Raw genomic sequence first — 13,490 nt, forward strand, 5'->3', positions numbered from 1 at the left:
GCAATAAGAACTTCTTATTGCCCGCCTGTGTGGGTGTTCAGCTCTCGGGAGTAACTCATGGGTGCATATGTCATCCGCCGAATTTTACAAATCATTCCAGTGGTCATCGGCACCACGTTTCTTATCTATCTCATGGTGTGGGGTCTGCAGTCAGACCCCTTTGTTGGGCGTTGCGGTGAACGCGCATGCCCCGAAGCCTATGTTCAAATGATGCGGGCCAAGTACAACTTGGATGACCCGCTTCTTATCAGTTATGCAAAGTATTTTCTGAACCTCATTACCGGAGACTTCGGAACCACCTTCTCCGGAATTGATGTGACCGACCAGATCAAAAACCGCTTTCCCACTACATTCCGCTTGACGATCATCGCAATCGTTTTCGAGGCACTCATCGGCATCGCGGCTGGTGTGTGGGCCGGATTGCGTCGCGGAAAGTTCATCGACAGCTTGGTCCTGGTTTCGACTCTTGTCGTTATTTCTATTCCGGTTTTTGTTATTGGTCGTGTTCTCCAGCTCTACCTGGGTATGCAGTGGCAGATCTTCCCTGCGACCGCATCTCCCGAAGGTAAATGGAGCGAACTCATCCTTCCCGGCTTCGTTCTGGGATCCGCGTCGATCGCTTATGTCGCGCGCCTCGTTCGTAACTCCATTGCAGAAAATATGCGCGCCGACTATGTCCGGGCCGCCACAGCGAAGGGCCTGACTCAAACACGCGTTGTAGGTGTCCACGTTCTGCGCAACTCGATGTTGCCAGTCGTCACCTTCCTCGGAACCGACTTCGGTGCACTTCTAGGTGGCGCGATTGTCACAGAAGGTATTTTCAACGTTTCCGGTCTAGGTGGAATGGTCTTCGGTGCGCTTAACGGGCGCGAAGGCCAAACAGTGACCAGCGTTGTCGCTCTCTTCGTCCTTGTGTACCTCTTGGTCAACCTCGCCGTTGACATCCTGTACGCATGGCTCGACCCAAGGATCCGATATGAGTAATCCAGAAAGTTTGACAGTTACCGAAACGGCACCCACGCAAGACCCGGTAAAGCCCGACGGTGGCGATGCGCCACGCGCAACCTCGCTCACCGGCGACGCTTTCCGCTCGATGTTCAAGCGGCCCCTCTTTTGGATCACCGCAGGCGTTCTGTTGCTGTTTGTAGTGATGGCGATCGTGCCGGAGCTCTTCACGTCGAAGAACCCCAACGACTGCTCGCTTCTACGTACAAAACAGCTCCCCAGTTCAGAAGCGATCTTCGGCTACGACGTCCGTGGATGCGACGTGTATGCGCGCACGATCCACGGTGCCCGTGCGTCGATCCTGGTGGGAACCCTGACTTCTATTGGAGTCCTCTCGATCGGTGTGACGTTGGGTGCGATCGCTGGTTTCTACCGCAAGTTCGCCGATACGCTAATCTCGCGCTTGGGTGAGATCTTCGCTGGTATCCCAGTACTTCTTGCGGGTCTTTTGGTTTTGGTGTCCTTCCCAACGACACCTCAGACGCCGTACTTCCTGACGATCCTTAAGGTTGTCGTTGCACTGGCGCTCTTCGGTTGGCCAGGGCTGATGCGCATGATGCGCTCCACGGTTCTGCAGGTAGCCCAGATGGACTACGTGCAGTCGGCTCGTGCTCTGGGCGCGTCAGGGTGGCGCATGATGCTCAAGCACGTGATTCCAAACGCCATTGGACCGGTCATCGTGATCGCAACCATCAACCTGGGTGTGTACATCGCGGCCGAAGCTACCCTGTCGTTCCTGGGTATCGGTTTGCAAGGAAAGGTCGTGTCATGGGGAATCATGATTTCGGACTCGCAGTCGTACATGCGTGTTGCTCCGCACATGATGTTGTTCCCTGCAGCCGCGCTGAGCCTGTGTGTATTCTCGTTCATTGTGCTCGGTGACATTGTGCGCGACGCTTTCGATCCAAAGTCGAGGTAAAGAATGGACAACAACGACTCTGCAAAGCAGCCACTCTTGGACGTGCGGAACCTCACGGTTGAGTTCCGCACGCAACAGGGTGTCGTGAAAGCCGTCAACGGAGTGAACTACTCGGTTAACGAAGGAGAGACGCTCGCCGTTCTGGGTGAGTCTGGGTCGGGTAAATCTGTCACGGCCCAGGCGATTATGGGAATTCTGGACACCCCACCCGGTTTTGTGACCGGAGGAGAAGTTCTATTCCGCGGGCGTGACGTTCTGAAGATGTCGAAAGACGACCGTCGGAAAGTCCGCGGGCAAAACATCGCGATGGTGTTCCAGGATGCCCTGTCATCGCTCAACCCGCTGTTCCCGGTTGGGTGGCAGATTTCCGAGGTGTTGCGCAAGCGCAAGGGCATGAACCGTAAGGACGCCCGCGACCGCGCGATCGAGCTGATGAAGCGTGTGCGTATTCCTGCCGCAGCTGACCGTGTGGGTGACTATCCACACCAGTTTTCCGGTGGTATGCGTCAGCGCATCATGATCGCAATGTCGATTGCGCTCGACCCCGATGTCCTCATCGCTGACGAACCCACCACCGCACTCGACGTGACGGTTCAAGCGCAGATCATGGATCTGCTCAAAGAACTACAAGAAGAACGCGGTATGGGTCTGGTGCTCATTACGCACGACCTGGGTGTCGTCGCCGACGTTGCCGATAAGATCGCTGTGATGTACGCCGGGCGTATTGTCGAATCCGCTGATGTTCACGATATCTACCGTCAGCCGGCCCACCCGTACACGGAAGGGCTTTTGGCGTCGATCCCACGTGTGGACATGAAGGGGCAGGAACTTGCCGCTATTAAGGGCTTGCCTCCGAACCTTCTTAATCTCCCTTCTGGTTGCGAGTTCGCACCTCGGTGTCCGTATGCCATGGACCAGTGCCGTGCAGAACGTCCATCTAAAGAAGAGATAGCCCCGGGTCGATTCGTCACGTGTCACCGAGCTGAGGAGGTTTTCAATGGCACAGCAAAATGAGCCAATTCTGCAGGTCCGCGACCTCACCAAGCACTACCCCCTCACCAAGGGTGCCGTCATTAAGCGTAAGTACGGTGCGGTGAAAGCCGTCGACGGTGTTTCGTTCGACCTGTACCCCGGTGAAACCCTGGGTGTTGTGGGTGAGTCCGGGTGTGGAAAGTCCACCATGGCACGCCTCCTCATGGGGCTAGAAAAGCCCACTTCCGGTGAGGTTCTGTACCGCGGTGAACCAGTGTTTGGGCGTTCAGGAGCCAGCCTTAAACGGATGCGCCGAAACGTTCAGATTGTGTTCCAGGACCCGTACACGTCGCTGAACCCGCGTATGACAGTGGGTGACATTGTGGGTGAGCCACTCGAGATTCACCCGGATGTTGTTCCCAAGAACAAACGAGCTGATCGCGTGCGCGAACTGCTCGAACTGGTGGGTCTGAGTCCGGATCTCATCAACCGCTACCCGCACCAGTTCTCTGGTGGTCAGCGTCAGCGTATTGGGATCGCCCGTGGTTTGGCACTCAACCCAGAGATCATCATTTGTGACGAACCAGTTTCGGCGCTCGACGTGTCGATTCAGGCGCAGGTGATGAACCTGTTGGGCAAGCTCCAAAAGGAGCTGGGTCTGGCGTACATCTTCATCGCGCACGACCTTTCTGTTGTCCGCCACATTTCTGACCGCGTGGGCGTGATGTACCTGGGTCGTTTCGCTGAGATCGGCAACGAAACGGACATTTACGAAAATGCCGGCCACCCCTACACGCAGGCGCTGTTGTCTGCTGTTCCGGTACCAGACCCGGACGCACGCGACACCAAGAAGCAGATCGTTCTGCAAGGTGACCCGCCTTCACCGGCGAACCCACCAAGCGGATGCCGCTTCAGGACGCGGTGTTGGAAGGCGCAGGAAATCTGTGCCACCGAAGTCCCCGAATTGAAGGTCCGCGAAGGCTCGGGTGTCGAACACGACACTGCATGCCACTTCGCAAACACCGACCCTGGCGTGGAGTAACGCCCACCCAAAGACACGTATGGCCCGGATCATTTCCGGGCCATACGTGTTTTGTTATCGAGGACATATTTGGTTACAGAGCAGTCATCCCCCACACGAACCAAGCGAGCGAAACGCCTATCAACACAAGCGGAAGCACATCCACTTTTTGCTGGGGTGGCGGAGTTTCCTCCTTGCTCTGCTTCACATTGGTGAGGTGCGATGTGACCATCTCGATTTCGGGAAGTGCTGGCGCTGCACCCGATGCGCGCTCAGTCCGGGCCTTCTTCGAGCCCATGTCGGTGAGCGCCCACGCGTTGATCTTCTTTCCAGAACAGCGCAACTGAAGTCCGTACGTGGTGTCAACCGACGTGACCGAGGTCGACTCCACCTGCGTGCTCCGCACTGGGTTGGTAACGCGCACCCCGGTGTCGGTCAACGTCACGTTGGGGCGACCGTAGAAAATCCACGCGCCACATGCAAACAGGACGGGCAGACCGCACAGAGCAACACCTCGGACGGAAAATTCTTGCCACAGAATTGAGCCAACCGCGACAACCACCACCGCAGTGGTGACGAGCCACGTCCAGCGCATGCTTCCCAGCTGGAGCCGGGTCACCATCCGCGCTGGCGCCACTCGTCCAGGTGCGGACGCTCTGCACCCAGTTCAGTGCGTGCTCCGTGCCCGGGGAGGACAACCGTGTCGTCGGCGAACGGTTCGAAAATACGGGTTTCGAGGTCGTTCATCAGTTGCGTAAAGTCTTCTGGGTTGGTGGTTTTTCCGGGCCCGCCGGGGAAGAGCGAGTCACCGCTGAAGATGAAGCGCTGTTCGCCTGGGTAGTCACGCAAGACGTACGCGATCGAACCTGGGGTGTGTCCCTTGAGGTGGACGGCGCGCAGACGGAATCCGTCGAACTCAAGCATGTCGTCGTTGGCAAGCTGTTCGTCGATTTCGATCCCGGTCTGGTTTTCGATTTCAGACACGTCGTACAGTCCAGCGAGAGTACGCGCTTCGAACGTGCGCGCAATGTCAGCGAGGGACTGGATGTGGTCTGGGTGGCTGTGGGTTGTGAGGATGGCTTCGATCTTTCCGTTGCCGTGTTCCTTCACAAGCTTTTCGATCTGAGAAGTGTCGTTGGCTGCGTCGATGAGCACCTGTTTGTCGGTGTTTTTCGAGGTGATGAGGTAGACGTTGTTTTCCATGTCCGACACGGAAATCCAACGAATTGTGACGTCGTTGAGTTCGAGCGTTTCCATACGTCCTCCTTTGTAAAACGTTCACTCTCAACCCTAGTCTTGAACCAGGGAGTGATTCAGCCTGGCGTGGGTAATTCTTGTAATTTCTGGGATGTTTGAAGTGGTGTGGGCATTTGCCCTAGCTGCCCGTTCCATGAAGTTGTGGCTCCGAGCCCTGATTTTTGTGTTCGGAGGCGTTGTTTCGATGGGCGGCCTTGCGCTGGCTTTACGCACAATCCCCGTAGGTGTGGGGTACGCGGTGTGGATTGGCGCGGGTGCCGTCACGACTGTTGTTGTGTCCGTTATGCGAGGTCATGAAAAACCCACTGCGCTTCGTTTGGCGTGCGTGTTTCTTGTAATTGCCGGTGTTGTGGGACTGCAGGTGATGGTATGAGCTGGCTCATTCTCATTGTCAGCGGCGCGCTTGAAGCGGTGTGGGCACACGCCCTGGCGGGTGATCTTGCCTATGCCCCTGTGTGGTTCGTGACTGGACTGTGCTTGTCACTGGCCGGTTTAAGCTACGCCATGCGCACGATTCCCATGGGAACGTCGTATGCCGTGTGGTCGGGTGTTGGAGCGGCAACAACCGCGGTGTGGGCGGCGTTCCGGGGTGAGCCGTTTGGCCCCGGAACAATCGTGTGCCTGGTAGCGATCATTGCCGGTGTTGTGGGCCTGCAGTTGGCTTCGCGACCGTCAAAGACCGCACCCAAACCTTCTCAAGAGCCCATGAACGACGCTAAGTGATCGGCAACGAGTTCAGGGTGTTCGACCATGACGATGTGCGCGGCGTCTGGGATGACTGCAAACGCGCCCTGTGAGGTTTGGCGTGACAGTTCGCGCATGGAGTCCGGGTCGTTGCCGTAGTCTTGTGCCCCAGCCATGTACAGGATGGGAATGTCAATGTTGCTCACGCGGTCTGTGATGTCGTAGGTGGCTAGGGCCGCGCAACAGGCAATGTAGGCCTGGTCCGAGGTCGTTGCCATGTCTTCGAGGACCATGTGACCGGCCGCGATGTCATCGTCGAGGAAACCGGCTGCGAACCACCGGTCCGCAGTGTCCGGAAGAAGGGAACGGGTGCCGTCTTCACGGACTGTTGCGATGCGGTCGTGCCAGGAGTCAGGTTCACCGAATTTGGAGGCTGTGCAGACCGCCGCGACTCGTTCGACGCGGTCAGCGTGGTCGAGTGCCAGGATCTGGGCTACTCCCCCAGAGATTGAGCACCCGGCGTAGAAAAATTTTTGGGCATCGAGTGAGTCGGCAACAGCAACAGTGCGTTGTGCGATCTGGTCGACGGTCAGGTTGGCAGCTTCGCCGTCTTGGGGAGCGTTTGCGGCATCGAGACCGTGCCCAGGAAGTTCGGTGATGACCACGCGGAAGTGTTCGACGAGGCGATATCCCACCGAAGCCCACACTGTGGAGGCCGTGCCAAGAGGTGTACCAAGAATAAGAAGTGGAAGATCGGAATCGGTTGCGTTCAGAATTCGATAAGCAAGCGGTTTCACGTATGCTCCTTTCTTGTTACTCCAATCCTATGTGTGGATCTGTGCTATTGCAGTACTCCACCGCTTTCTTTCAAGTAGCACGCAGGGCACAGTGATTCGTATGTCACGCTCATACCGTCGATAGCCACCTGGTCGCCGTCGAACACGTAGTTGCCGTCGACTTTGCGTCCGTTGAACATGGCTTTGCGCCCGCACCGGCAAATAGTCTTGAGCTCTTCGAGGCTGTGCGCAATTTCTAGTAGCCGTGCTGAACCGGGGAAGGCGTGTGTGCGAAAGTCCGTGCGAATGCCGTAGCACATCACTGGGACGTCGCGGTACACGGCGATCCGCATGAGTCCGTCGACTTGTTCGTGGGTGAGGAACTGGGCTTCGTCAATGAGGAGGCAGGCTACGGGATCCGTGGAAAACTCCAGGCTCTCGATTAGTGCGGAGTGGTCGACGTATCCCGCGACGTCGTCAAAGACATCTTCAACCGTGTCGCTGTTTTCGATGAGGAAGTCGACAGTTCGAGTGACGCCCAAACGCGACACGATCTGTGTGTTGCCTTTTGTGTCAATCGCCGGCTTTGCCAAAAGAACCCGTTGCCCGCGCTCTTCATAGTTGTAGGCAGCTTGCAAAAGCGCGGTCGACTTCCCCGAGTTCATTGCGCCGTACCGGAAATACAGTTTTGCCACGTCCGACCTTCCTTCCCCGGTTCATGCTACAGCGTGCCGAATGGATAGACTGAGCAATGAAAACTACCGTCAACAGGGAAGCACACATGGCTCAGATCATTTACACCCGTACGGATGAAGCTCCGCTTCTTGCAACCTATTCGCTTAAGCCCATCGTCGAAGCTTTTGCGCGCAAAGCCGGAATCGACGTCACCACTCGTGACATTTCGCTTGCCAGCCGTATCTTGTCTCAGTTCCCTGACTACTTGAAAGAAGACCAGCGTCACAGCGATGCGCTGGCTGAACTGGGTGACCTCGCGAAGAAACCAGAAGCTAACATCATTAAACTTCCAAACATCTCGGCTTCGGTTCCTCAGCTCAAGGCCACCATCAAGGAGCTTCAGAACCAGGGTTTTGCTCTTCCTAACTACCCTGAAGAACCATCGACTGACGAAGAACGCGACATTCGCGCCCGTTACGACCGGGTGAAGGGTTCAGCAGTTAACCCTGTTCTGCGTGAAGGTAACTCCGACCGCCGTGCGCCCAAGGCAGTGAAGCAGTACGCACAGGCCCACCCACACTCCATGGGTGAGTGGACCGAGGACTCCAAGACGCAGGTCGCAACCATGGGCGAGAACGACTTCCGTTCCAACGAACAGTCCGTCATCATGCCTGCCGACGACACGCTGACGATCCGTCACGTGGGAGCCCAGGGCACCTCGGTCTTGAAGGACGACCTCAAGGTCCTCAAGGACGAAATCATCGACTCCACTTTCATGGATGTTGCACGCCTGGACGCCTTCTTGAAGGACCAGATCGCCAAGGCTAAAGAAACGGGTGTGCTGTTCTCGGTTCACCTCAAGGCCACCATGATGAAGGTGTCGGACCCAGTTCTGTTCGGCCACGTCATCACAGCCTTCTTCCCTCAGACATTCGCTGACTACGGCGACGTGCTGGCGCAGGCAGGTCTGAGCCCAGCGGACGGTTTGGGCGCTATCCTGACCGGTCTTGACGAACTCGACGGTGACGACGCTGAACAGATCAAGAAATCGATCTCTCGTGAGCTCGAAGAGGGTCCAGCCCTGGCAATGGTGAACTCCGACAAGGGAATCACCAACCTCCACGTGCCGTCAGACGTGATCGTGGATGCTTCGATGCCAGCCATGATTCGTATCGGTGGAAAGATGTGGGGACCAGACGGGAACGAAGCCGACACGCTGGCTGTTATCCCTGACTCGTCCTACGCCGGCGTCTACCAGACCGTGATTGACGACTGCAAGGCACACGGAGCATACGACCCAGCGACCATGGGTTCAGTGCCAAACGTGGGTCTCATGGCGCAGAAGGCTGAAGAGTACGGAAGCCACGACAAGACCTTCGAAATCAAGGAAGAAGGAACCGTCGAGGTTGTTAACTCAGCTGGCGAAGTTCTCATGAGCCACAAGGTGTCCGCTGGTGACATCTGGCGTGCATGCCAGACCAAGGATGTTCCGGTTCGCGACTGGGTCAAGCTCGCTGTTACCCGCGCTCGTTTGTCCGAAACTCCTGCAGTGTTCTGGCTGGATGAAACTCGTGCCCACGACCGTAACCTCACCGAGAAGGTCAACGAGTACCTCAAGGAACACGACACCGACGGTCTGGACATTCGCATCATGAACCCGGTTGAAGCGACCCAGTTCTCGCTTGATCGGATTCGCGAAGGCAAGGACACCATTTCGGTGACCGGTAACGTTCTGCGTGACTACAACACCGACTTGTTCCCAATTCTGGAGCTTGGAACGTCAGCCAAAATGCTCTCGGTTGTTCCACTGATCGCCGGTGGTGGGCTGTTCGAAACCGGTGCTGGTGGTTCGGCACCTAAGCACGTGCAGCAGCTGGTGGAAGAAAACCACTTGCGTTGGGACTCGTTGGGTGAGTTCTTCGCGATTGCTGAATCGCTACGCCACTTCAAGCTCAGCGACGACAACGAGCGTGCTGGCGTGTTGGCTTCCACCTTGGATGACGCAACTGCGACGTTCCTGGAAGAGAACCGTTCACCGTCGCGCAAGGTGGGCGAGATCGACAACCGCGGCAGCCACTTCTACCTCACCCTGTACTGGGCTGAGGAACTGGCTAAGCAGACGGATGACGCTGAGCTCGCACAGGCGTTTGAACCTATTGCCCGTGAACTGCGTGAGCAAGAAGAGACGATTACCAAGGACCTCATTGAGGTGCAGGGTGAAGGCGTTGACTTGGGTGGTTACTACAACCCCGAAGACGCCAAGGTCACCCAGGTCATGCGTCCTTCCACCACGTTTAACGACATCATCGCCAAGCTTGGATAGGTGAAAGTATGAGTAATCCTCAGGCAACACCTCCGTCATTTGGTTCCGGACCACAGTCTTTTGGGTCTGGACCGCAGGTGCCCAACGGAGCCTCAGCGGCGGAGGAAGACATGCAGGTACCACAAGCACAGCACACCGATGAACCGGTTTACGACCAGTCGTCGAACGCTACGAAACAGGAGAAATCCGGGGTTTCCGCGTTCGTGTGGGTGGCGTTGATTCTGGGCGCGTTGATTCTGGTGTTGCTTTTGGTGTTTGTCATGCAGAACAACCAGCCGGTAGACATCAGCTACTTTGCGTGGTCGTTCTCTATGCCACTGGGAGTCGCACTTCTTCTCGCTGCGATCGCTGGAATTTTGATTGCTGCGATTATTGGAACAGTGCGCATCATCTTGCTTGGGCGTAGGCTCAAGCGAGCTCAGAAGAATTCCTAACTCAACACAGTGAACCGGGCCCCAGGATTGGGGCCCGGTTCGCCCTTTAATAACCTGGAGTACACAGTGAGCAAGTACGTCGAATTCATCCCCGATGCTGGCGCATGCACAGTTTCAAAGAACGTCCTGTCCGGCGAAGGGAAAGTGCGTTGGATGGTGCGTGGAAAGTCCCATGCGCCGGCGGACAACGGGTGGCAGATCCTTAGCGATATCGATACGTCTGATTACCTGAATGACCCTTCGAACTGGCAGATTGCCGACTTCAACGATCTGTGTGCTATCGAGCCCGCCCTCATCGGAATCTGGGACATGCCGGTAGGGTCTGACCTCGAGTTACGCCGGCACGAAAAAGGCATGAGCATCATCGACAGTAAAACCGGTCGCGTCATCCCGCACGAGGAGTTGTTCGTTCCGCCTCAGTTCCGCAACTAAGTAGCTTGTCCTCATCAGCCCAACTCAGATACGACAACTTGCTTCAGCGCGTCCGCGTTGAGTTGTGTACTCACGACGTGCAGGTATAGAACCTATGTCATGGAGTTCGTCGTACCGTTTCTGATGAGCATGGTCGCAGGTCTAGCAACTGGCGTTGGCGCCCTGCTTGGGGTCACAAACCTCGCCCGTTCCACGCGTTTCTTTGCGTGCGCGTTAGGATTCTCAGCCGGCGTCATGATTTACGTCTCGCTCGTGGAAATCCTTCCCAAAGCGATCGAATCAGTCGAGATCCCAGCCGCACAGTGGATCGCGGTGGGTGCGCTGTTCGGCGGAATCATTTTTGCGGCAGCTATCGACGCACTCGTCCCGGACCAGTTCAGCCCTTCCTCAACAACCACCTCGGACGTGCGCTTGCTACGCATGGGCGCCTTCACGGCCATTGCAATTGCGCTCCACAACTTCCCCGAAGGCTTCGCCACGTTCCTCACCGCACACACCGACCTCACGCTGGCCATCCCGATCGTTGTAGCGATCGCCATCCACAACATCCCTGAAGGCCTGGCCGTGGCCGTCCCCGTCCTTCATGCGACTGGCTCATCTGCCAAGGCCTTCCGCTGGTCGCTCTTATCCGGGCTGGCGGAACCGGCCGGAGCCGCTCTGGGGTACCTGATCCTCGCCCCGATTATGACCCCCACCATTTTCGGAATCGTGTTCGCCGGCGTAGGCGGGATCATGGTGTACATTTCGTTCAGCCAACTTCTCCCGGCCGCCCACAATCAGGGTCACGCACGCGCGCCACTCATCGGACTTTTCGCGGGAATGGCAGTCATGGCGCTGTCTCTGCTCATGCTGGGATGAGAACAGGTAACGCCCGAGGTCGCACCCGGACCCGCGCCCGCTGCACCTTGGTATAGACCTCACCGTCGACGTGGATGCCGTGCGGTGCGTCGAGGTCGAACGACTGCCCCACACGTACGCGCACAGCAGCCGGTGACACGTTGGCACCCAGCGCCCACGCCCCGGCTACCACCCAGTCCGCGACACCTGTGGGTGCAAAGCTCGTGTGGCACAGCGTGCCGGAGTCCAAACTGGTGTCAAAAATTCGCACCCGGTGCGGCACACCCGCAACGTTTCCCACTTCTTGCGTCCATGGACTCCCCTTCCATGTCCCCAGGTTCACACCAGTCGCGATGTATGACCACCAGTGACGCTGGGCAGGTGTGCGTTGAATGGCTCGTACTGAGTTTCCCGCCCCCACCGCGACCAGGCTCGTGGTTGTGAGGCCGTTGGGTTCAAGCGTCACGTGGGCGACGTCCACGCAGACTGGGCCGGGCGGAAACGTCGCCACGAGGTTTCGCCAAAACAGGTTCGCTGTGCCGACCGGTATCGGAGTCAGGCGTGGCGGTTCAGCCGGCTGGTGCTCATCGATCCACTCCGTCAAGGCATGTGCGCACTGTGCAACGGTCCCGTCGCCACCCACCACAATGAGTCGCTGGGCACCCGCGTCCAAGAGTCGCGTCGCCTGCTCCCCGCCCGGGTGAGCGGGCGTGGTGTAGGTGACAACGACCTCGGCCGAGGTGGTAGCAACCGAGCTGGAAGTGGCGCGTATGCGCTCAACAACCTGGCGTGTACCCAGGCGCGCGGGGTGCGCCACGACTCCAATCACACGTAACGTTTCACACCGGCGAAGTCACGCGCTCCGCCCCATGACTTCCAGTTCACGATTTCGACCGAACGTGACGCGTTAGGCGCGTGAATCATCTTTCCGTGGCCCACGTACATACCCACGTGGTACACACTGCCCTTGCCACGCTTGGAAGCGAAGAAGATCAGGTCACCCGGCTGCATGTCACCCTGGGAGACCGTGCGTCCGGTCTTCGACTGTGGTCCCGAATCGCGCGGAATGGTGATGCCGTGCGCCCGGTAGATCGAGTAAGTGAAGCCCGAGCAGTCAAAGCCGTACGCCGACGCTCCACCCCACGTGTACTTCAGTCCCAAGAACTGGCGACCCGTTTCCACTAACTGCGACGGTTTGGGCTTTGGACGCACTTTGCGCTGGTCGAAACGCTCAACGTCGTTGAAGGAGATCCATCCGAACCGGTTGTCCGGCAGTGCTACGCGGGCTTTTCCATCGCGCGTGCTGGTGATTGGCAGGCGCGTGTTAAACGGAACCTCGATGCGCGTGCGTCCCGTCGATTTGGTGGGTTCGGCCTCCACATGCGCGCGCGACTTCTTGACGGAAACCACGTGCGTCATCTTCTCGCTGGCGTTGCCAAAAGTGGTGCTCTTCGCCAACTGTCGCTTGGGCACCCACGCTTCATATCCGCGCGGTTTGCCCGGCGCTGGCTCGGTGGTGACACCTACTCGTGCCCAGTCGTCGCGTACCTCCCACACGTACACAGCATCACCGTAGATCGCTTGTGTTTCCGTTCGTCCGGTCAGTCCCTTGCGGTCGGTCAGCCCGCGGTTCCACTCGTCCATTTTGGCTGGGTTCTGCAGTGCTGGCGCGTCTTGCTTACGTGGCGATGTGGGCGACTTCCACAGCGTGGCCGTGGAAACTACGACATACGCTGTGTCGCCCTTGCGCACGTCGCCGTGCCGTGCGGGAACCGGGGCCTTGGGCATCGGTGCTGGCGCCTTGGCTTTGGGCGCAGACAGATTGGGTTCCTTCACCTGTGGCGCCGGTTCTTTGTGTTTGCGCGGTTTGGTTTCTTGCACGTTGTGGTCTCGGATATTTCCCGTGAGCAGATAGTCGTGGTCACCAGGTTCCGTTGCAAGGGCTGGCGTGACCGTGCCGGCTACCAGCGTGGCTGCCAATATCACCGAGGTGGCAAACGTTTTCATGAATCTGTCCTTACTAGGGGAAGACGGACATTTTGCTCACAAGTTTAGCTATCCAAAACACAGCCGAGATAGACACGCTTCGGCGAGTCGTTGACAGATCTCCAGGTTTAACCCGTATCGTGTTCTTCGTCGGTCCCGTCTTCCCCTA

15 protein-coding genes and 1 pseudogene are annotated in these 13,490 nt (G+C 57.6%); 10 read left to right on the forward strand and 6 right to left on the reverse strand.

Translation table 11 applies throughout. The features are described 5' to 3' along the window. Positions 1-57: 57 nt before the first annotated feature. The 4 genes from JOE56_RS01625 to JOE56_RS01640 are packed head-to-tail and all read left to right on the forward strand — an operon-like array spanning position 58 to position 3,938. A complete protein-coding gene (locus JOE56_RS01625) occupies positions 58-984 on the forward strand; it encodes an ABC transporter permease (protein ID WP_204514536.1) in 927 nt (308 codons plus the stop codon). After that, positions 977-1,924, forward strand: coding sequence for an ABC transporter permease (locus JOE56_RS01630; RefSeq protein WP_204514537.1), 948 nt, complete (start codon positions 977-979; stop codon positions 1,922-1,924). The genes JOE56_RS01625 and JOE56_RS01630 overlap by 8 nt, the downstream gene beginning before the upstream one ends. Positions 1,925-1,927: 3 nt before the next feature. Then, positions 1,928-2,938 (forward strand): ABC transporter ATP-binding protein, encoded by a 1,011-nt coding sequence (locus tag JOE56_RS01635; protein ID WP_204514538.1) that lies wholly within the window; start codon positions 1,928-1,930, stop codon positions 2,936-2,938. Further along, positions 2,922-3,938, forward strand: coding sequence for an ABC transporter ATP-binding protein (locus tag JOE56_RS01640; protein ID WP_102237695.1), 1,017 nt, complete (start codon positions 2,922-2,924; stop codon positions 3,936-3,938). The genes JOE56_RS01635 and JOE56_RS01640 overlap by 17 nt, the downstream gene beginning before the upstream one ends. A gap of 73 nt (positions 3,939-4,011) precedes the next feature. Here JOE56_RS01640 and JOE56_RS01645 read toward each other — a convergent pair whose 3' ends face one another. Beyond that, positions 4,012-4,512: a PH domain-containing protein gene (locus tag JOE56_RS01645; protein WP_204514539.1), complete on the reverse strand. Its 501-nt coding sequence runs from the start codon at positions 4,510-4,512 to the stop codon at positions 4,012-4,014. A 20-nt stretch (positions 4,513-4,532) separates the two neighbouring features. Then, positions 4,533-5,174, reverse strand: coding sequence for an MBL fold metallo-hydrolase (locus JOE56_RS01650; protein WP_204514540.1), 642 nt, complete (start codon positions 5,172-5,174; stop codon positions 4,533-4,535). 73 nt (positions 5,175-5,247) lie between these two features. Here JOE56_RS01650 and JOE56_RS01655 point away from each other — a divergent pair, with 73 nt between their 5' ends. Both JOE56_RS01655 and JOE56_RS01660 read left to right on the forward strand, forming a co-directional pair. Then, the gene (locus JOE56_RS01655) at positions 5,248-5,547 is read left to right on the forward strand and encodes a DMT family transporter (RefSeq protein ID WP_338028668.1); all 300 of its coding nucleotides are present in this window, start codon (positions 5,248-5,250) and stop codon (positions 5,545-5,547) included. Beyond that, positions 5,544-5,897 (forward strand): DMT family transporter, encoded by a 354-nt coding sequence (locus tag JOE56_RS01660; protein WP_204514541.1) that lies wholly within the window; start codon positions 5,544-5,546, stop codon positions 5,895-5,897. Before JOE56_RS01655 ends, JOE56_RS01660 begins: the two co-directional genes overlap by 4 nt. Here JOE56_RS01660 and JOE56_RS01665 read toward each other — a convergent pair. After that, positions 5,870-6,655, reverse strand: a complete 786-nt coding sequence (locus tag JOE56_RS01665) for an alpha/beta fold hydrolase (RefSeq protein WP_204514542.1) — start codon at positions 6,653-6,655, stop codon at positions 5,870-5,872. The genes JOE56_RS01660 and JOE56_RS01665 overlap by 28 nt on opposite strands. 44 nt (positions 6,656-6,699) lie before the next feature. Next, positions 6,700-7,329 carry a thymidine kinase gene (locus JOE56_RS01670; RefSeq protein ID WP_204514543.1) on the reverse strand — a complete coding sequence of 210 codons (630 nt, stop codon included), beginning with the start codon at positions 7,327-7,329 and terminating at the stop codon, positions 6,700-6,702. 86 nt (positions 7,330-7,415) lie between these two features. On the opposite strand from JOE56_RS01670, the gene JOE56_RS01675 reads away from it, so the two are divergent. The 4 genes from JOE56_RS01675 (at position 7,416) to zupT (ending at position 11,356) form a co-directional block, all read left to right on the forward strand. Beyond that, on the forward strand, positions 7,416-9,632 hold the full coding sequence (locus JOE56_RS01675; RefSeq protein WP_204514544.1) for an NADP-dependent isocitrate dehydrogenase: 2,217 nt from the start codon (positions 7,416-7,418) through the stop codon (positions 9,630-9,632). Positions 9,633-9,640: 8 nt separating this feature from the next. Then, a complete protein-coding gene (locus JOE56_RS01680) occupies positions 9,641-10,066 on the forward strand; it encodes a lipopolysaccharide assembly protein LapA domain-containing protein (RefSeq protein ID WP_204514545.1) in 426 nt (141 codons plus the stop codon). A 66-nt stretch (positions 10,067-10,132) separates the two neighbouring features. Further along, positions 10,133-10,498 carry an immunity protein Imm33 domain-containing protein gene (locus JOE56_RS01685; protein WP_204514546.1) on the forward strand — a complete coding sequence of 122 codons (366 nt, stop codon included), beginning with the start codon at positions 10,133-10,135 and terminating at the stop codon, positions 10,496-10,498. Between the two features lie 99 nt (positions 10,499-10,597). Continuing rightward, positions 10,598-11,356, forward strand: coding sequence for a zinc transporter ZupT (gene zupT / locus JOE56_RS01690; protein ID WP_204514547.1), 759 nt, complete (start codon positions 10,598-10,600; stop codon positions 11,354-11,356). A 502-nt stretch (positions 11,357-11,858) separates the two neighbouring features. Here zupT and JOE56_RS11720 read toward each other — a convergent pair. Both JOE56_RS11720 and JOE56_RS11410 read right to left on the reverse strand, forming a co-directional pair. After that, positions 11,859-12,164 (reverse strand): annotated as a pseudogene (locus JOE56_RS11720) (diacylglycerol kinase family protein); the annotation flags it as partial. Then, a complete protein-coding gene (locus JOE56_RS11410; protein ID WP_204514549.1) occupies positions 12,161-13,342 on the reverse strand; it encodes a C40 family peptidase in 1,182 nt (393 codons plus the stop codon). The gene JOE56_RS11410 and the pseudogene JOE56_RS11720, both read right to left, overlap by 4 nt. Positions 13,343-13,490 lie beyond the last annotated feature (148 nt).

This window comes from Brevibacterium paucivorans (genome assembly GCF_016907735.1).
GTDB lineage: Bacteria > Actinomycetota > Actinomycetes > Actinomycetales > Brevibacteriaceae > Brevibacterium > Brevibacterium paucivorans.

Coding starts and splice junctions, on each gene's coding strand:
- JOE56_RS01630 (WP_204514537.1), top strand. CDS start 977: ATGAGTAATCCAGAAAGTTTGACAGTTACCGAAACGGCACCCACGCAA.
- JOE56_RS11410 (WP_204514549.1), bottom strand. CDS start 13,342: ATGAAAACGTTTGCCACCTCGGTGATATTGGCAGCCACGCTGGTAGCC.
- JOE56_RS01680 (WP_204514545.1), top strand. CDS start 9,641: ATGAGTAATCCTCAGGCAACACCTCCGTCATTTGGTTCCGGACCACAG.
- JOE56_RS01625 (WP_204514536.1), top strand. CDS start 58: ATGGGTGCATATGTCATCCGCCGAATTTTACAAATCATTCCAGTGGTC.
- JOE56_RS01635 (WP_204514538.1), top strand. CDS start 1,928: ATGGACAACAACGACTCTGCAAAGCAGCCACTCTTGGACGTGCGGAAC.
- zupT (WP_204514547.1), top strand. CDS start 10,598: ATGGAGTTCGTCGTACCGTTTCTGATGAGCATGGTCGCAGGTCTAGCA.
- JOE56_RS01650 (WP_204514540.1), bottom strand. CDS start 5,174: ATGGAAACGCTCGAACTCAACGACGTCACAATTCGTTGGATTTCCGTG.
- JOE56_RS01645 (WP_204514539.1), bottom strand. CDS start 4,512: ATGCGCTGGACGTGGCTCGTCACCACTGCGGTGGTGGTTGTCGCGGTT.
- JOE56_RS01640 (WP_102237695.1), top strand. CDS start 2,922: ATGGCACAGCAAAATGAGCCAATTCTGCAGGTCCGCGACCTCACCAAG.
- JOE56_RS01660 (WP_204514541.1), top strand. CDS start 5,544: ATGAGCTGGCTCATTCTCATTGTCAGCGGCGCGCTTGAAGCGGTGTGG.
- JOE56_RS01675 (WP_204514544.1), top strand. CDS start 7,416: ATGGCTCAGATCATTTACACCCGTACGGATGAAGCTCCGCTTCTTGCA.